Genomic DNA, 19,370 nt, shown 5'->3' with positions numbered 1-19,370 from the left:
CATGAAAAGAATTTTAAACATATTATTTTTCTTAGCTGCCCTTTCTAATTTTGCTCAAGAAAAAACTGTAAAAGACGTAAAAAACAATGTAGAAAATACTATTTCTACAGCAACAGAAGTAATTTCCTTTACCAAAATACTTACAATTATTGTTGTAATTATACTTACATGGGGGTTAATGAAGTTGTTAGATTGGTTTTTTAAAAATTTAGTAAAAAACTTTAATAGACATAGGTTAAAAATTTTAAGACTTCAGCCTGTTATTAAAATCTTAGTTTGGACTCTGGCAGTTTACACTTTAATTTTAACGCTATTTAATCCATCTGCAGAAGCAATTTATGCATTAATGGGTTCATCAGCATTAGCACTTGGTTTTGCGCTTCAAGACATTGTAAAAAACATTTTTGGAGGGTTATTAATCATTTTAGACAGACCTTTTCAAATAGGTGATAGAATTAATATTAAAGGTAATTATGGAGAAGTTGTAAATATTGGTTTAAGATATACTATTGTAAACACTTTAGATGATAATACAGTAACAATTCCTAATTCTGCAATTATTTCTGACAGTATTTCCAATGCAAATTCTGGAGCTTTAGATTGTATGGTAGTTGTAAATTTATGGTTGCCAATTAATGTTGATGTTACAGAAATTAGAAAAATTGTACAAGAAGCAGCAATAACCTCTAGGTATTTAAATATTGACAAACCAATTACTATCTTATTTTTTGATCATTTTGATGATCATGCAGCAACAAAAGTTGTAGTAAAAGCCTATGTTTTAGATGCACGTTATGAAAAATTATTTGAAGGAGATGTAACAGAAGCTTCTAAAAAAGCTTTTATAGAAGCAGGTATTTATAAATAAGTTTCAACCATCTTTGTGTAACAAAACATACAAAGGTGTAGTTTAAAATCAATTATCTTTGCACTTATGAATGAAAACTTAAATCCTGAAAACAATAATTTATCTAATGAAGATTTAGATGTTGAAAAAAAGTTAAGGCCACTTTCTTTTGATGATTTTACAGGACAAGATCAAGCAATAGATAACCTAAAAATATTTGTTGAAGCAGCAAATCTTAGAGGAGAAGCTTTAGATCATACACTTTTTCATGGTCCTCCAGGTTTAGGAAAAACAACGCTGGCACATATTTTAGCAAACGAATTAGAAGTTGGTATAAAAGTAACTTCTGGACCAGTTTTAGACAAACCAGGAGACTTAGCTGGTTTATTAACAAACCTAGATGAACGAGATGTATTATTCATTGATGAAATTCACAGATTAAGTCCAATTGTAGAAGAGTATTTATACTCTGCAATGGAAGATTATAAAATTGATATAATGATAGAATCTGGCCCTAATGCCAGAACAGTTCAAATAAATTTAGAACCATTTACTTTAATTGGAGCCACAACACGTTCTGGGTTGTTAACAGCACCAATGAGAGCACGTTTTGGAATTAGTAGCAGATTACATTATTATAAAACAGAATTACTTACAACAATTATTCAAAGAAGTGCACATATATTAAACGTTCCTATTTCTATGGAAGCTGCAATAGAAATTGCAGGAAGAAGTAGAGGAACACCAAGAATTGCAAATGCTTTGTTAAGAAGAGTTAGAGATTTTGCCCAAATAAAAGGTAATGGAACTATTACCATTGAAATTGCAAAGTATGCTCTAAAAGCTTTAAATGTTGATGCCCATGGTTTAGATGAAATGGACAATAAAATATTAGCAACTATTATTGATAAATTTAAAGGAGGACCTGTTGGTTTAGGAACCATTGCAACAGCAGTATCAGAAAATACAGAAACTATAGAAGAAGTGTACGAACCTTTTTTAATTCAACAAGGTTTTATAATGCGTACTCCAAGAGGAAGAGAAGTAACAGATTTAGCATACAAACACTTAGGTAGAATTAAAGGGAAAAATCAGGGAGAATTATTTTAATTGATGAAAATTAAAAAACTTATACCAATTTTAGAGTGGTTACCTAACTACAATACATCTCTTTTTAAAGGAGATTTAATTGCAGGTATTACTGTTGGTATAATTTTAATTCCTCAAGGAATTGCTTATGCATTAATTGCTGGTTTACCACCAATTTATGGTTTGTATTGTGCTTTAGTACCGCAAATTATGTATGCCATTTTTGGATCATCAAGACAAGTAGCAATTGGTCCTGTAGCAATGGATTCTTTAATAGTAGCAACTGGAGTTTCTACTTTAGCATTAGCAGGTTCAGATAGTTATATTTCTATAGCTATTTTATTGGCGTTAATGGTTGGTACCATTCAGTTTTTAATGGGTGTTTTTAGTTTAGGGTTTATTGTAAATTTTCTATCTAAACCAGTAATAACAGGTTTTACATCTGCAGTAGCACTTATAATTGGTTTTAATCAATTTAGAAATTTATTGGGCGTAGATTTTGTTCAAAGTGATCAAATACAGTACGTTATTGAAGACATTTGGCAACAGATTTCTAGTTATAATTTTCATACAACAATAATTGGTTTAGTATCTGTTATCATCATTTTTGTATTTAGAAAAATTAACAAAAAAATACCCAATGCATTAATAGTAGTGATTCTTGGTATTTTAATAATGAAATATTTTGGTCAAACTTTTACAGATGTTTCTATTGTAAAAGATATTCCTTCTGGGTTACCATTGTTTAGTGTACCAGAGTTTGATTTTGAATTATTAAGAGAGTTGTTTCCTATAGCATTTACATTAGTAATGGTAGGTTATTTAGAAACTATTTCTATAGGAAAATCTTTAGAAGCTAAACAAGATGAGTACAGAATAAGACCAAATCAAGAATTAATTGCTTTGGGTCTAAGTAATATTGTAGGTTCATTTTTTAAAGCCTACCCAACAACTTCTAGTTTTTCTAGATCTGCAATAAACCAAGAAAGTGGGGCAAAAACAGGAATGGCAGCTTTAATTTCTGTAATAATGGTTGTTTTTACTTTATTGTTTTTAACGCCTTTGTTTTATCATTTACCAAAAACAGTTTTAGCAGCAATAATTATTGTAGCAGTTTTTGGTTTGGTAAATATTAAAGAAGCACTTTTTCTTTGGAAAGCAAATCATTTAGATTTTTGGTTAATGTTAGCAACATTCTTAGGTACTTTATTATTAGGAATAGAATTCGGCATTATTGTTGGAGTTGGTTTGTCTTTAATTGTATTAATTTTTAGAACATCTAGACCTTATGTAGCTGAATTAGGAAAAGTACCCAATTCTAATTTTTATAGAAATAGAAGTCGTTTTGAAGAAGTAATAATAGAAAAAGATATACTTATTTTTAGATTTGATGCACAAATATTTTATGCAAACTCAAGCTATTTTAGAGATAAATTAGATGACATGGTTCATAAAAAAGGAAACGATTTAAAACTAATTGTATTAGATGCAGAAAGTATTAATAGGGTAGATAGTACAGGAGTAGAAATGTTAAAAGAACGCATTAAGTTTTATAAAAAGAAAGGAATTACATTTTATTTAGCAGGAGTAAAAGGACCAGTTAGAGACGATTTTTTTAAAAGTGGATTATTAGAAATTATAGATCTAAACCACTTTTTTATGCGTGCTAATGGGGCAGTAGAGTTTTATAAAACAGGTAATAGAGAACAACAAGAAAAGTATGCAAAATATATTCATCAAGCATACCATTAAGTAAAAGTAAACTGATAAAAGTCATTTGAGAAGTTTTAATTCTCAAGTTACTTTGAAGTGTTAAACAGAAAGAGAATTATTATGATAATAAAACAAATTTATACAGGATGTTTAGCTCAAGGAGCATATTATATAGAGAGTAATGGAGAAGTAGCTATAATAGATCCTTTAAGAGAAGTACAAGATTATATTGATATTGCAACTAAAAATAATGCAAAGATTAAGTATGTTTTTGAAACACATTTTCATGCAGATTTTGTAAGCGGACATGTAACTTTAGCAGAAAAAACTGGAGGAAAAATAATATATGGTCCAACTGCAAAACCAAATTTTGATGCGTTAATAGCAGAAGACAATCAAGTTTTTAAATTAGGAGAATTAAGTATAACAGTTTTGCATACTCCTGGTCATACTATGGAGAGCTCTTGTTTTTTACTAAAAGATAAAAACGGTAAAGACCATGCACTTTTTAGTGGAGATACATTATTTTTAGGAGATGTTGGTCGTCCAGATTTAGCTCAAAAAGGTAATATAACAGAAAAAGATTTAGCAGGTTTTTTATACGATAGTTTAAGAAACAAAGTAATGACTTTAGCTGATGATGTTATTGTATACCCTGCACATGGAGCTGGTTCTGCTTGTGGTAAAAATTTAAGTAAAGAAACTGTTGGTACAATTGGTAATCAAAAAGAAACCAATTATGCTTTAAGAGCAGATATGACTAAAGAAGAATTTATTAAAGAAGTTACAGATGGCTTGTTGCCTCCACCAGCATATTTTCCTTTAAACGTTAAATTAAATAAAGAAGGATATAAAAATATAGACGATGTTATAGAACAAAGTGCAAAACCATTATCTGTAAAAGAATTCGAATTAATTGCTAACGAAACAGAAGCAATAGTTTTAGATGTTCGTCATCAAACAGAGTTTGTAAAAGGTTTTATACCTCAGTCTATTTTTATAGGAATTGATGGTGGTTTTGCACCTTGGGTTGGAGCTTTAATTAAAGATATTAATCAGCCAATTTTATTGGTAACCCCAATTGGTAAAGAAGAAGATACAATTACACGTTTATCTAGAGTTGGTTTTGATAATGTTTTAGGATATTTAGAAGGAAGCTTTAATTCTTGGAAAAAAGCAGATAAAGAAATAGATACTTTAAATTCTGTTTCTGTAGATGTTTTAGAAAATAAAATTAAAGAAAATGCTTTAGTTTTTGATGTAAGAAAACCAGGTGAATTTGCAAGCGAACATATTGTAGTTGCAGAAAGTACACCTTTAGATTTTTTAAATGACCATATTTCAGAATTCCCTAAAAAAGAAGATTTTTATGTGCATTGTGCAGGCGGATATAGATCTGTAATTGCAGCTTCTATATTAAAAGCCAGAGGATATCATAATGTAATAGATGTTGCTGGTGGTTATGCTGCAATAAGAAATACCAATATAGAAAGAACAGCAGCAGTTTGTCCTTCTACTTTAAAATAAATGATGAAGCAATTATTAATACTCTTTTTTTCTAGTTTACTTTTTATAAATTGTGGAAAAGCACAAGGAATAAAAACAATAACTACTCAAAAATTAAAAGAATTATTATCTAAAGATAAAATTCAATTGGTAGATGTAAGAACACCAAGCGAATTACGATATGGTTTTATAGAATCGTCTTTATTTATTAATTATTTTGATAAAGATTTTACAGAAAAAGCAGTAAGTAAATTAGATAAAAACAAACCAGTATATTTATATTGTAGAAGTGGTAATAGAAGTGGTAAAGCCACTAAAATGCTACAAGAAAAAGGATATGAAGTCTATAATGTTTTAGGCGGATATAATAAATGGAAAAAAGAAAACAAACAGTAATGAAAGCAGATATACAAATAGAAAATTTAAAATGTGGTGGTTGTGCAGCAACTATTAAAAAAGGAATTTTATCTCTAGAAGGAGTTAATGAAGTAGAAATTGATATAGAAAAATCAATTGTTTCAGTATCTTCAGAAAAAGAAAGTTTAGAAGAAATAAAGTCTAAATTATCAAAATTAGGATACCCAGAAGTTGGCGATAAAAACACAGTAATGCATAAAGCAAAATCTTTTGTTAGTTGTGCAGTTGGTAGAATAGATTCGTAGAAAATATTTCTATATAAAAGAGGCAACAAAATTTTTATTATTAAAGTTTTTGTTGCCTCTTTTTAGTATTTTAGTTTTATGAAAAAAATACTAATTGCTATATTACTTGTGACAAATTTTTGCTACTCACAAGAAAAAATCCCTTTTATAGATTATACAGAAATTATTCAAAAAATTTCTAAAGAAACAGAAAATGAAAAAGTTGTAAACCTTATTAATCAAGTTAATAAAAACGATTCTGCTTATTACTCATTATTAGTTTCAAAATCATATTATCTTTTACAATCTAAAAAATACAAAGAAGCTTTAGATGTAGTAAATGAAGGCCTTAATAACCCTCATTCTCATTCTAAAGCAAATTTTTATGCCAATAAAGGTGTTGCTTTATCAAATTTAAAAAGAAATCAAGAAGCTTTAGATAATTACAATAAAGGCCTTCAGTATTATCCTAAAAATGCTTTATTATGGTTTAATAAAGGTTATGTTTTAGAAACTCAAGGAAAACTTAATGAAGCTGTAAATGCTTATAAAAAGGCAATTACTTTTAATCCTACATATACAAAACCTCATTTACAAATAGGTAATATTTATTACAAACAAGAGCGTTTAACACAGGCTTTAATGTGTTTTAACATGTATTTGCTTTTAGAACCAGATGCAGATGGAGCATTTACTGTTTTACAGTCTTTAAACAATGTTATTCAGGCTAAAAACTCTAATAAAAGAGATAGTAATTTAAAATTAGATGATGCAGATGATTCTTTTGAAGATATAGATTTAGCATTAAGTAGTAAAATAGCAATGAATGCCAACTATAAAACAAACAATCCTTTTAATCTTGCTTTGGTAAGACAAAACCATGCAATGATTGCACAATTAAAAAACTTTGAAGGAGAAAGTAATTTTTGGACTAAAACATATGTTCCGTTTTACAATTGGATTGCTCAAAACAATAAGTTTGATGATTTTATTTACACCTTATGTTATTCTATAAAAAACGAAGAATATAAAAAAATTGTAAAGAAAAAAACAAAAGAAATTATTCAGTTTTTAGCAAATGCAAAAATTGAATGGGCAAAAAAAGTGGCTCAAAATAAAATACTTTTTAATGGAGAGTTACAAGAAGTTACTTATGAGTATACAGATTTTTATGTAGATGCAATTGGTAAATTAGAGTATGGAAAAGCAGTTGGTATGTGGCAGTTTTATAATAATTCTGGTAGATTAACTGCAGAAGGAGCATTTAATAATTTGGGAGAAAGAACTGGTAAATGGACTTGGTATAACTCAAACCATAAAATAAAAGAAACTGCTTTTTACAAAGAAGGTGTTTTAGAAGGTAAAAACTTAATGTACTATGATAATGGTAAGAAATATGTTGATGCTAATTATGTAAATGATTCTTTGCATTGGCAATATGAATATTACAATAATAAAGGAGCTTTAGTACAAAGAAAATTTTTTAATTCTGGTGCCTTAGATGGTATGTATAAATCGTATTTTGATGTTGGAGAAAAAATTCTTGAATACCAAATTCCATATAAAGATGGTAAAATTGATGGTGAAGTATTAGAGTTTTATGCCAATGGAAATGTGTATGAAAAAACATATTATAAAGATGGAAATAAAGAAGGATTACAAACATCTTATCATTACAATAATAAAATATCTACTGAAATTAATTATGCAAATAACGAGTTAAATGGTAGTTATAAAAGCTATTATTCTAATGGAAATTTGCATGAAATTGGTCAAAGTTTAGAAGGTTTTTATGATGGTGTATGGAAAACGTATTATTCTAATGGTATTATTAAAAGCGATTTTACTTACAAAAAAGGAAACTTAAATGGTTTGTATAAATTTTATGATACAGATGGTAAATTGTTTTATGAATACATCTATAGAAAAGGAGAAATTATAGCTTATACTTTTTATAATAAAGATGCCACTATTTTAAAAGAAGGTAAAAAGAAAAGTGGAGCGTTTTATTACGAAGGTTTTTCACCTAAAGGAAATAAAACAACAGAAGGTTTGTATGATATTTCTGGTGGAAAATCTGGAGAATGGAAATTTTACACAAACAATGGTGTTCTAAAAAACAAAGGGAATTTTGAAGAAAATAAAATAATTGGTCAGTATTTTACCTACTTTAAAAACGGAAATATAGACAACATAACAACTTATAAAGAAGATGTAATAGATGGTTATTATGTGGGTAATTATATAAATGGGCAAATGAATGCTCAAGGTTGGTATAAAGATGGAAATCAACATGGAGAATGGAAATATTATAATATTGATGGAACTTTAAATGCAATCAACTTTTTTCATAAAGGAAAACTTAATGGAGTTCAAAAAAGTTTTGGAGTAGATGGTAAATTAACTTCTAATACAAGGTATATATTTGGTAATTTAATCTCAGAACAAATCTTTGATAAAGACGAAAATTTGTTTGAAACTTTAAATTATACTTCTAAAGAAAAAGAGTACAATATAGAATCTAAACATTATAATGGAAAAGTTAGAACTAGAATTTCTTATGTAAATGAAGTAAAGCATGGAAACTACGAAATATTTTATTTTAATGGCAATAAAAAAATTACAGGTAGTTATTTAAATGGAAAACAAAACGGACTTTGGACTTGGTATTATGAAAATGGAAATGTAGAAAGTACAACCAATTACTCTAGAGGAAATGCGCAAGGAAAAGTAACTAATTATTATAAAAATGGCACCATACAAGGAGAGTATAATTTTGAAAATGATGCAGAAGTAGGTGTTAGTAAAAAGTTTTATGATACAGGTGTAAAAAAAGGAATAATAGAATATTATGATGGAGAAAAACATGGAAGACATGAGTTTTATGATCCTTCAGGAAAACTACAATTAATTCGTTTTTACAATCATGGAGAATTAATTGGATATAGTTATTTAGATAAAAACGGAACAGAAATTGCAATGATTCCATTAGATAAAGAAAGTGGTAAAATTGAAGCTTTTTTTGATAATGGAAAACCATCTAGAGTAATGGAGTATAAATTTGGAAACTTAATAAAAAGTTATAAAACTTATGCATATTCTGGAAATTTAGTAGAAGAAATAAATTATGTAGATGGTAATTATCATGGTCTTAGAAAAGAGTATTTTTCTAATGGAAAACTAAAAAAAGAAACCAATTATTTTCATGGTCAAAACCAAGGAAAACAAATTGTATTTTTCGAAAACGGAAATAAAAAAGAAGAATTCATGTTTAAAAATGATGAAAAACATGGAATGGCATTTTTTTATAATGAGGCAGGAAAACTAATTACTAAAAAAGAGTATTTTAATGGAAAAATATACAAGGTCGAAAATTAATAAACTGGGTTTAATTACCTTCTTTTTAGCTGTAATTACAAGTGTAAATGCTCAGTATTCTTCAGAGTTTTTAAAATATAAAAAATTACATCCAGAAGCTGCTAGAGTTCGTTTGTTACAAGAAACTATCATTACAATAAAAGCAAATAAAGAAGGTTTAGATATCAATCAAGAATTTATAGAAGAAGATTTATATTTAAATGAAGCAGCCACATACAACTCTAAAAACACCTTAAATTTCTCAGCTTTTTTTGAAATGAATGAAGTAAAAGCTTCAACATTATCTTTTGAGAATAATAATTATGTAGAAAAAAAAGTAGAAAAGTTTACTCAAAAAGATGACTTAAATAGCTCTTTTTATGATGATACAAAGTCGTTAAATTTTGTGTACCCAAATTTAAAAAAAGGATCAAAATCAACTTTAAATTATTCTCAAAAAATTAAAAATCCTCGTTTTTTATCTCCTTTTTATTTTGGAGATTATTTTCCAGTAGTAAAAAATAAAGTAACCATTATTGCAGATAAAGGTGTTGCATTAGAATTTAGAAAATTTAATATTTCTAACAATAATATTAAGTTTACAAAACAAGAAAAAAGAAAACAAACAATTTATACTTGGCAGTTAAACAATCAAAAAGAATATGAATATGAGGTAAAAACACCAAGTTTTAAAACCATTTTACCACACATTGCACCTATAATTACTTCATATAAAATTAATAGAAAAAATAAAAAGTTGTTAGGAGATGTAGCAGATTTGTATAGTTGGTATTACTCTTTAGTAGAAAATGTAAATACAGAAGCTCCTAATAAAGATCTAATTGCTTTAGTAGCAGAAATTACAGCAAATAAAAAAACAGAATTAGAAAAGGTCAAAGCAATCTATTATTGGACTCAAAAAAATATAAAATACATTGCTTTTGAGTACGCCTTAGGTGGTTTTATACCAAGAGAATCTAATGAGGTTTTTAGAAAAAAATATGGCGATTGTAAAGACAATTCTAGCATACTTTATCGAATGTTAGAACTAGCAGGAGTTAAAGGAAACTTAACATGGATTGGTACAAGAGATATACCATATACTTACTCAGAAATGCCAACTCCAGTTGTAGATAACCATATGATTTTGTCTTATGAAAATAATGGAAGAACCTACTATTTAGACGCTACAGGGAGATATATTAAATTCGGAATTCCAACTTCTTTTATTCAAGGAAAAGAAGCATTGGTTTCTTACGGAAATGATTTTAAGATAAAAAATGTACCTATAATTGATGCTAAAATAAATGCAGTTATAGATACAACATCTATAAAAATAGAAAACGGAACTGTATTAGGAAACTCTAAAACTAGTATTTCTGGATATCCTAAAATAGACCTTTTTAACGATTTAGAAGATGAAAACTCACAAACAAAACTAAAACAACTTTATAATAAGAAGTTTGTAAAAGGAAATAATAAGTTTTTAGTAAATAGTTTTAAAGAAACAAATAAATATCATTATGATAATGATTTTATTGTTGATTACAGTTTTGAAATTAAAAATTATGCAAAAAAACTAGGTGATGAAATTTACATCAACCTAAATTTAAATAAAGATTTATCTACTTATAAAACAGATAAAAAACGTAAAAATGCAATAGAATACGATTACAAAAAATATTATAGCTACACTACTGTATTAGAAATTCCTAAAGGTTATAAAGTAGATTATTTACCAGAAGCAGTTAAGGTTGCAAACAAACTAATAAATTGCGAAATTTCTTACTCAATAAAAGAAAACAAAGTATTATATCATCAAACAATAGAATTAAACTTTTTAACTTTAAGTATAGAAGAGCAAAAAGAAGTAAACAAACAAATTAAAACAATAGAAAGAAACTATAAAGAAATTGTAGTTTTAAAGAAAGAATAAAAACGAATTATGAAAATTAAAGTTAGCTTAATTATTACCCTGTTATTTGCTTTGCAAATTACTATTGCACAAGAACAACCTTTTTTTAAAAGTTACGATTGGGAAACAACACCAAGTTATAAAGTAGATGCAAACACAACAGAAGAAATGCTTGCTCTTAAAGAAAAAACAGTAACAGAGTTTTATTTTTTAGATAAAGATTTAATAGAGTTTTATTTAGAACACAAAGTTTTATGGTTAAATTCTGATGATGCTATAGAAGAGTTTAATAAAATATATTTGCCATTTTCTGCAAGAGCAGAATTACAAATAAATAAAGCAAGAGTAATTACGCCAGAAGGTAAAATAATAAATTTAGATAAATCTAAAATACTAACTGCAGAAGATGAAGAAACAGGCAGAAAGTATAAATATTATGCTTTAGAAGGTATAACAAAAGGTAGTTTTATAGAATATATGTATGTGGTAAAAAGACCACCAAGTTATACAGGTAAAAAATTCTATATACAAGATTCTTATCCTATAGAAAAAGTAGAATTCGATTTATTTTCTCCAAGTAATTTACTGTTTAAATTTAAGAGTTTTAATAACCTAAAAAAGGTAGAAAAAGACACATTAACTACTTTAAAACAACATTATAAATTACATGTTTCTAAAGTAGAAAAATTAGAAGATGAGTACCAAGCAGCTTACAATGCTTCAAGAGCTTTTATCGTTTATAAAATGGATAAAAACACAGCAGGAAATGGAGCAGATATAATAACATATAATAATGTTTCTCAAAATTTGTATGCATCATATTATCCAGAATATTCTAGTAAAACTAACGGATTAATTAAAGACTTTATAAAAGAATTAACATTGCCAGAAAATGCAGACAATGAAGCAATAATTAGAAAGTTAGATTTTTATATTAAAACTACAGTTTACTCTCAAGATGTTTACAATGAAGAACTACAAGATTTAGATAATATTTTAACAAAAAAAGTAGCAAATGAAACTGGTATTATTAAACTATACATTGCAATTTTAAGAACTTTAAATGTAAAACATGAATTAGTTTTAACTTCAGATAGAAAAGAAATAAAGTTTGATACCAATTTTGAAGCAACTAATTTTTTAACCAATTTTTTACTCTACTTTCCAAAATATAAAAAGTATTTATCTCCTAATGCATCTGGTACTAGATATGGTTTTCCTATGCCTTATCTCACAGATAATTATGGCTTATTTATAAAAGAGGTAGTTATTGGAGATTACAAATCTGCAGTTGGTAAAATTAAATATATAGAGCCTGTAAAAGTTGCAGAAACTGTAGATGTTATGAAAGTAAATATCTCTTTTAATAAAGATAATTTAACTGAGAACAACATACATTTTGATAGAGCTTTCAGTGGATATTATGCAATGAATATTCAACCTTTTATGCATTTAATTCAAGGAGAAGATAAAGATGAATTGATAGAAGGAATCATGGAAAGTATTACAAAAGATTTAGAATTTACTAGTAAAAAAATGGTAAATGATGATTCAGAATTATTCGGTATTAAACCTTTACAGTTTATTGTAGATTTTACAACAGAAGCATTTGTAGAAAAAGCAGGAAGAAAGTATTTGTTTAAATTAGGAGATTTAATTGGGCAACAAATACAAATGTATCAAGAAAAAGAAAGAGTTTTACCTTTAGAAGAGCAGTTTCATAGAAGTTATTACAGAACCTTAACTTTAAACATACCAGAAGGATACAAAATAACCAATTTAGACGATATTAATATTAATAACTCTTATACCAAAGAAGGTAAAGAACTGTTTTCATTTAAGTCTTTTTATAAGTTAGAAGGTAATAAACTAAAAATAACTGCAGATGAGCATTACAGAGAAAATATAGTACCTGTTAACGTTTACGAACAATACAGAACTGTTATTAACAGTGCAGCAGATTTTAATAAAATAGTATTATTATTAGAGCCTAAATAAATGAAGTTTATACAAATAAAAAAAGGGAGCAATTTTGCTCTTTTTTTTATTGATTTTTTTAAGATTCGCTAACGGTCTTGTATATGAAAAGTAGCGGATTTTTAGCACGAACTTTTCGGTTTATAACTGACCTTTATTTTATTATTAATCTTTCGTTTAAGCACTAAAACCGCTATTTTTTATATACGTTGTTGTGTTTTCGTACTTTATTTTCCGTTCTGTTTGTAGCGTTGGCAAAGACATACTCTTTTGCAATTTTGGGCTTGTGTGATGGCTGAAGCGAATTGCAAATGTGTATGGCTTTAGCGTTGGCTTTATTCAATTTCTATTTTATCTATTTCTTTCATTATTCTATCCGTTTCAGTTAGAGCAACTATAATTTTCTGATAATGTAAAATATCCTCAAATTTTAGTTCTCTTTCCTTTCTGTCTTTCAGCCATTTCTGTGCTGGTTGATAACCACCAATATAAAATTCCCAAGCTGTTAAAGGAACGTTGTCAAAATATTTGCTTTCGTTAATCCAAATTCTACCAAGTTGTTTTTCGGTGTTGGTTATTTCCCAATCTTTCTTTACAATTTTTGTCGTTATTACGTTATGGTCGTTTTCAGCATCTTCTGCCATTTCATAACTTGTAATGTAATCTTCAACCTTGTTGCTTTCTAACAAATGAATTTCACGTAATTCTTTCCCTAATTTAACTAAATTCCAAAACGTTTTTTCGTCATTTGGATATGGAACCCTTGGAAAATCTATTTTTAAAAATTCTTTGTATTTTTCTCTATAAGTTGGTGAATGTAAAACAGCATAGATGTAATCTAAAATATCTATTGGCGCAAAAGTATCTTTGGTTTTTTCTTTTTCGTTAGTAAAAGTTAATCCCGTTTTTTTTGCAATTGCTTTTACAATTTCCTCATTCAAATTTGGTTTTCGCTCATCTACTTCAAAAATACCATCTTTTTTTATTGGGTATATATAAAGCGGTGCCATAGTCGAAGTAGATGTTGTTCCTGGTCTAACTGCTCCTTGGTCAGATATTAATTTCGATATAAATGGTGTATGAGGTATTTCAGACGAGCAACCTCTTTGATATATCAGACTGATATTTTCTTTATGCAACATATTATGCATAACCTTTATTCTAGAGCGACCAATTTTCTTTAAATCAAAATCAACAAATCTATTGTCAAATGCCTTAAAAAGATATTTTTGATTTGTTTCTGTATCAAATTTGCTAAATGAAACTAACTCCTTGTCTTTATGAGTTCTAACGCAAGGTGTTTGAACATTAAATATGTCCGTTACAAAAAGGTATTTGGTATAATTGACTAATGAACTATCGAATTTTATCCAAGGTTCTAAATTTGTCTTTAACTCTAATTTTGTCCAATCAATATTTTTGATTTCAGAATTTTGTAGATACAAATATTTTGAATCTCGTTTTCCATATAAATCATATTGAAAAACTTCTCCAAATTTCTTTTTGTTCTCTTTATTTTTTATAAAAATATTTATACTAACACCAGTCATAATATCAAAAACATTTTGGTCTGGTGAACCGTCAGGACTCTTTTCTCTTTTTTTTGCGTTACCGTGTAGATTTAGTAAGTAGACTTTATCAAATGTTTCTAATAAATTTTTTCTCATTTGCCTGTGAGTTACGCCATCCACGAAGCTATTACTAGAAATATATGCTAAAATACCTTCTCCATTTTTATCGATATAATGTTGACCGTATTTGATAAATTTGATATAATCATCATCTAATGGAACTAGATTTCTCTCATTGAGGTTTTTTTTATAATCATCTAATAGTTTTACAATAAATTTACTAGCATTGTTAGACGTTCTATTATATGGTGGATTTCCTATCACACACATTACAGGTGTGTCACGTTTTATATGATTCGCTTCATTAGCTTCACTACTTAACCAATTAGAAAATAGAGTTCCAGTATCTTTATGATGCTCTTCTAAAGAATTAGTTAAATAAACATTTAAACGTTCATTTTTAGTTGATTTATAACCAGTTTCGGTTAGCAACATATCTAATTTAAGATGTGCCATAGAGTAGGAAGCCATTAACAACTCAAAACCGTTTAATCTTGGTATTAAATGTTCTTCTACATAGCCACTCCAAGCACCTTTCATTGCTTTAAAGTTTTTGTTATAAATAAACTTGACAACTTCTGCTAAAAATGTTCCTGTTCCTGTTGCTGGGTCAAGTATTTGTACTTTGTGTACTTCTTTTTCTATTTGTTTATATCCTGTTGCAGAACGTTTATCAGGCGTTTGAGTGTCTAATTTTATTTTGGTTTTACTTGTATCTGCTAAACCTTGTGGTAAATCAAATTCGTTTTTTAAAATATCGTCAACTGCACGAACTATAAAATTTACAACTGGTTCTGGTGTGTACCAAACACCTCTTGCTTTACGTAATTTTGGGTCATATTCTGCCAAAAAAGTTTCGTAAAAATGAATTATTGGGTCGTGCATTTGAGTTGCCTTTCCAAAATTCTTTAAAAGTTGCTCAACATTAGTAGCTCTAAAAACTTCTGCAAGGTTGTCAACTACAGTTACAATTCTTTCGTCAATATCTGGTCCAGCAATGTAGCCAAAAAGTTTACGTAAAAAAGGATTTGATTTCGGTATTAATTCTGCTGCTTCTTGTCGGCTAAAATCGTCTAAAGTTGGGTCGTGTAAACGAGCTGCAAACATTCCATAAGCCAAAGTTTGAGCGTAAATATCTGCAAAATCTTTAGGTTTTAAATCGTGAATTAATATCTGTTTGAAAGTGTCGTATTGTCCTTTTAAGGAAGTGTTTTCTTGTGTTTCTTCATCAGATGTAATTGCTCGTTCTAAAATGTCTTGTAATAAACGAGCTTTACCAGCCATCATTTCCGCCAATTTTTTTGACGATTTTATGGTTTGTCCAATGTGTGTAGAAAAATCTTTTATTAAGTTCTCAAATTTTGAGAAGTTTTCAGGAATTGGTTTAACAGAATTGTTTTCAATTTCTCCAATTTTTATTTCGTGTACTAATTCTCCGTTTTGAAAGAATTGAAACCATATGTAATCTGTAATAATTAGATTGTCGAGTGCTTTTTTGTAACGACCAAATTGTTCTTTGTAAGATTTACTGTTTAGGTCTTTTCCAATATCTTTTGCCTCAATGTAACCAATAGGAATTTTTCCTTTTGTGATTACATAATCAGGGTTTCCACAATCGGTTACGTTTGCAGGTTCGTTTGTTATTTCAATTCCTTTTACTAATTCTCGAATTAGTGTTTCTAAATCCCCTCTATATGAATGTTCTCTTGATATTCCAGATTGAAGTCTTTTACTTACTATTTCTACGTATTCTTTTATTGTCATTTTCTATTTTCAATCTTTGTTCAGCGTTGGCTAAAAATAGCTCTTTTGTTTTTTATTGCGTTGGCTTTTGCGAGGAAAAAAACAAATGTGCTATTTGTGCGGCTGGCTTTTTTCGGTATGAAACACAACATGATTTCGTATATGACCGAGTTATAATTCGTTATATACGAAGTTAGCGAAGTTCGGGTTTTTAATTTAAAAAGGCAACAGTAAAAACCCCTATTTAAGCAAAAAAATCTCAAGCCTAAACTTGAGATTTTTATTTTTTAGAAATATTATTTCTAAAATTTCAAAGTAACCCCCACTAAAAAGTTTCTTGTAGCTTGCGGATAATATCCTGCTCCATCTATAGTTGTAGTTTGGTTAGCTACAGACCAAGTATCATCATAAGTGTAGTAATAACCTCTGTCTACATATTCTTTATTAAATATATTATTTACCATACCAGTTAAAACGATAGATTTAAAAATTTTCTCAGTTTCAATTTCATAAACAACATTTAAATCTGAAGTAAAAAAGTCTTCTAATATATCTAAAGTAGATACCTTGCTATCAAAATTACTCATAAACTGTTTGTCTACAAATTTTGATAAGAAAGCAATTTGAAAGTTGTCTGTTGGTTGATAAACCAAAGCATTTCCAAAAACAATATCAGGAGAAAAAGTAATAGGAGTATCTCCTAAGTTTTGTAAAACTCCATCAATTTTAGCATTAAAATCTTTATTAATGTTTTTACTAATTGCAATATTTGGACGCATAGAAAGCTGATCTGTAATCTTAATATCTGCATCAATTTCTAATCCTAATCTGTAACTATTACCACTAGAAGCTCTTAAAGGCTCTCCTGTATTAGGGTCTATTGCACCAGTTAATATTAATTGATTTTGGTAATTCATATAATAAACATTGGTGTTTAGCTTTACATTATCGTTTTTTAAACGCCAACCAAATTCATAGTCATCTAAACTTTCATGTTTAGAATTTCCTCCTTCAAAATCGTTTCTATTAGGTTCTCTATTTGCACGTGCATAAGAAGCATACAAACTATTTTCATCATTAATTTTATAAGTAAAACCTAATTTTGGATTAAAGAAATTATACTCTTTATCTACATTTATTGGATCTCTATCAGAAGTTAAACCAGCAGTTTTATAGTTTACAGTTCTATATTGTAAATCTACATAAGCTTTCATTTTTTCTGAAACATTAAAAGTTGCTTTAGAGAAAATACTAAAGTCTGTTTTTTTAGAATTACTTTCATAATAACGATCTCTAATATTTGTATTTGCAGCTAAATCGCTACCCCAAATCACTTCTCCATAATGATCATTTTTGTAATTACTGTAAGAAACTCCAGAGATAATGTCAAAATTATCACCCTTATAATCAGCGTTAAAATTGGCTACATAAAAATGATTGTCTAACCACCTGTCTACAATTACATCACTTCCATCCACAATTAAATTGTTATAATCTGCAGCATCTCTACTACCTTTAAATTGCTCAAAATAACCTTTACCACGTGTATAGTTTAAACCAATATTTGTAGACCAGTTATTGTTTATTTTTTCATTCCAATGTAATTGATAATGATCTTGTTGATAGTTGTCAGACTCATTATCATAAGTATATGGGTTTTGTCTTCTGTCTGCAGCTAATTCTGCAGGAGTTAATCCAAACCAAGCTTGGTAAGTATGTTCTTTACCACCAAAAACTAACGCTTTAATTAAAGTGTTTTCATCAGTATAACTCCCTTGTAAAAAGTAAGATTTTAAATCAGTAAAAGCTCTATCAACATATCCATCAGAATATATATTAGATAATCTTCCAGCAAATTCAAAATGCTCATTTACTTTTCCTGTAGAAAATTTTACAGTATGTTTTCTAGTTCCAAAAGAACCAAAAGAATTTGAAATTTCTCCATTTGCTTCTTCAGAAATTGCATCTGTTAAAATATTTAAACTTGCACCAAATGCACCAGAACCATTTGTAGAGGTACCAACTCCACGTTGTAATTGTAAACTTTGAGTAGAAGAAGCAAAATCTCCCATATTTACCCAAAATGTTCCTTGACTTTCAGCATCATTATAAGGTATTCCGTTTACAGTAACATTTACACGAGAGGCATCTGAACCACGCACACGAATATATGTATAACCAATACCAGCTCCTGCATCTGAAGAAGAAACTACGTTAGGTAAATAATTCATTAAAATAGGAATGTCTTGTCCTAAATTACGTTTTTCTATTTCCTCTTTTGTGAGGTTAGAATGTGTTACAGGTGCATCTGCATTAACACGAACTGCAGAAACTAAAACTTCATCTAAAACATTATCTTCAGATACTAAAGAAAATGTAATTTCATCATTTTTAGTTAAAGAGATTTCTTTTGAAATCCTTTTGTAACCAATAAAAGAAACCTGTATTGTATAGTTTCCTTTAGGTAGTTTTACATTAAAAACTCCATCAAAATCTGTAGAAGTTCCTAATTTGTTTTCTTTAACCAAAATTGTTGCTCCTGGTAAAGGTTCATTGTTTTCATCTACTACTTTTCCTTTAAGTGTAAATGTTTGGGCGTTTGCAATTATACTTGCAAACAAGAATAAAAAAAATGTGATTTTTTTCATTTTAAAAAATTTAAAACGAATAAAAAGAGGTAATTATTCTTGTAATTAATATTGAATAATTAGTTTTAGAACGTTAGCTTATAAGAAAAAGCAAAACTTTTTCGCTACTCACTAAAAACATCTACTAGATGTTTTTTAACGTTCATAATCCCTAAACAGCATTACCTGTTCTAGGTTCATTGGGTATGATCTCAGCCTTTTAGAAGTTAAAAGTTAAAAAGTTAAAAAGTCTAATCAGACCAAAAACCAAAAACTAAAAACTGTAATTAGCACCCCTTTATGAGAACGATGCAAAACTATAAC

Annotated in this window: 11 protein-coding genes; 9 read left to right on the top strand and 2 right to left on the bottom strand. The window is 28.1% G+C overall.

Going from position 1 to position 19,370, the window contains the following annotated elements:
- The first annotated feature begins 1 nt into the window (after nucleotide 1).
- The 9 genes from MPF13_RS00680 (at nucleotide 2) to MPF13_RS00640 (ending at nucleotide 13,066) form a co-directional block, all read left to right on the top strand.
- Nucleotides 2-868, top strand: coding sequence for a mechanosensitive ion channel family protein (locus MPF13_RS00680; RefSeq protein ID WP_249980299.1), 867 nt, complete (start codon nucleotides 2-4; stop codon nucleotides 866-868).
- Between the two features lie 66 nt (nucleotides 869-934).
- On the top strand, nucleotides 935-1,957 hold the full coding sequence (ruvB, locus tag MPF13_RS00675) for a Holliday junction branch migration DNA helicase RuvB (RefSeq protein WP_249980298.1): 1,023 nt from the start codon (nucleotides 935-937) through the stop codon (nucleotides 1,955-1,957).
- 3 nt (nucleotides 1,958-1,960) lie between these two features.
- The gene (locus MPF13_RS00670; RefSeq protein WP_249980297.1) at nucleotides 1,961-3,688 is read left to right on the top strand and encodes a SulP family inorganic anion transporter; all 1,728 of its coding nucleotides are present in this window, start codon (nucleotides 1,961-1,963) and stop codon (nucleotides 3,686-3,688) included.
- Between the two features lie 81 nt (nucleotides 3,689-3,769).
- The gene (locus MPF13_RS00665; RefSeq protein ID WP_249980296.1) at nucleotides 3,770-5,176 is read left to right on the top strand and encodes an MBL fold metallo-hydrolase; all 1,407 of its coding nucleotides are present in this window, start codon (nucleotides 3,770-3,772) and stop codon (nucleotides 5,174-5,176) included.
- Nucleotides 5,177-5,551: a rhodanese-like domain-containing protein gene (locus MPF13_RS00660; protein ID WP_249980295.1), complete on the top strand. Its 375-nt coding sequence runs from the start codon at nucleotides 5,177-5,179 to the stop codon at nucleotides 5,549-5,551.
- Nucleotides 5,551-5,817, top strand: coding sequence for a heavy-metal-associated domain-containing protein (locus tag MPF13_RS00655; protein WP_249980293.1), 267 nt, complete (start codon nucleotides 5,551-5,553; stop codon nucleotides 5,815-5,817). Before MPF13_RS00660 ends, MPF13_RS00655 begins: the two co-directional genes overlap by 1 nt.
- Before the next feature lie 78 nt (nucleotides 5,818-5,895).
- Nucleotides 5,896-9,174, top strand: a complete 3,279-nt coding sequence (locus MPF13_RS00650) for a tetratricopeptide repeat protein (protein ID WP_249980292.1) — start codon at nucleotides 5,896-5,898, stop codon at nucleotides 9,172-9,174.
- Nucleotides 9,146-11,089 carry a transglutaminase domain-containing protein gene (locus MPF13_RS00645; protein ID WP_249980291.1) on the top strand — a complete coding sequence of 648 codons (1,944 nt, stop codon included), beginning with the start codon at nucleotides 9,146-9,148 and terminating at the stop codon, nucleotides 11,087-11,089. The genes MPF13_RS00650 and MPF13_RS00645 overlap by 29 nt, the downstream gene beginning before the upstream one ends.
- Nucleotides 11,090-11,098: 9 nt before the next feature.
- Complete coding sequence (locus MPF13_RS00640; RefSeq protein ID WP_249980290.1) at nucleotides 11,099-13,066, top strand: DUF3857 domain-containing protein; 1,968 nt, start codon at nucleotides 11,099-11,101, stop codon at nucleotides 13,064-13,066.
- 314 nt (nucleotides 13,067-13,380) lie between these two features.
- On the opposite strand, the gene MPF13_RS00635 is transcribed toward MPF13_RS00640, so the two are convergent.
- Together MPF13_RS00635 and MPF13_RS00630 are read right to left on the bottom strand one after the other, a co-directional pair.
- Nucleotides 13,381-16,440, bottom strand: a complete 3,060-nt coding sequence (locus MPF13_RS00635) for a type ISP restriction/modification enzyme (protein WP_249980289.1) — start codon at nucleotides 16,438-16,440, stop codon at nucleotides 13,381-13,383.
- Between the two features lie 281 nt (nucleotides 16,441-16,721).
- Nucleotides 16,722-19,067, bottom strand: coding sequence for a TonB-dependent receptor (locus MPF13_RS00630; RefSeq protein WP_249980288.1), 2,346 nt, complete (start codon nucleotides 19,065-19,067; stop codon nucleotides 16,722-16,724).
- Nucleotides 19,068-19,370 lie beyond the last annotated feature (303 nt).

The sequence above is a fragment of the Polaribacter sp. Z022 genome, assembly GCF_023555495.1.
GTDB lineage: Bacteria > Bacteroidota > Bacteroidia > Flavobacteriales > Flavobacteriaceae > Polaribacter.
This window is presented reverse-complemented; position numbering and strand designations above follow the sequence as displayed.

Excerpts from the sequence above, each read along its gene's own strand:
- MPF13_RS00680 (WP_249980299.1), top strand. The coding sequence starts at position 2 with ATGAAAAGAATTTTAAACATATTATTTTTCTTAGCTGCCCTTTCTAAT.
- ruvB (WP_249980298.1), top strand. The coding sequence starts at position 935 with ATGAATGAAAACTTAAATCCTGAAAACAATAATTTATCTAATGAAGAT.
- MPF13_RS00670 (WP_249980297.1), top strand. The coding sequence starts at position 1,961 with ATGAAAATTAAAAAACTTATACCAATTTTAGAGTGGTTACCTAACTAC.
- MPF13_RS00665 (WP_249980296.1), top strand. The coding sequence starts at position 3,770 with ATGATAATAAAACAAATTTATACAGGATGTTTAGCTCAAGGAGCATAT.
- MPF13_RS00660 (WP_249980295.1), top strand. The coding sequence starts at position 5,177 with ATGATGAAGCAATTATTAATACTCTTTTTTTCTAGTTTACTTTTTATA.
- MPF13_RS00655 (WP_249980293.1), top strand. The coding sequence starts at position 5,551 with ATGAAAGCAGATATACAAATAGAAAATTTAAAATGTGGTGGTTGTGCA.
- MPF13_RS00650 (WP_249980292.1), top strand. The coding sequence starts at position 5,896 with ATGAAAAAAATACTAATTGCTATATTACTTGTGACAAATTTTTGCTAC.
- MPF13_RS00645 (WP_249980291.1), top strand. The coding sequence starts at position 9,146 with ATGGAAAAATATACAAGGTCGAAAATTAATAAACTGGGTTTAATTACC.
- MPF13_RS00640 (WP_249980290.1), top strand. The coding sequence starts at position 11,099 with ATGAAAATTAAAGTTAGCTTAATTATTACCCTGTTATTTGCTTTGCAA.
- MPF13_RS00635 (WP_249980289.1), bottom strand. The coding sequence starts at position 16,440 with ATGACAATAAAAGAATACGTAGAAATAGTAAGTAAAAGACTTCAATCT.
- MPF13_RS00630 (WP_249980288.1), bottom strand. The coding sequence starts at position 19,067 with ATGAAAAAAATCACATTTTTTTTATTCTTGTTTGCAAGTATAATTGCA.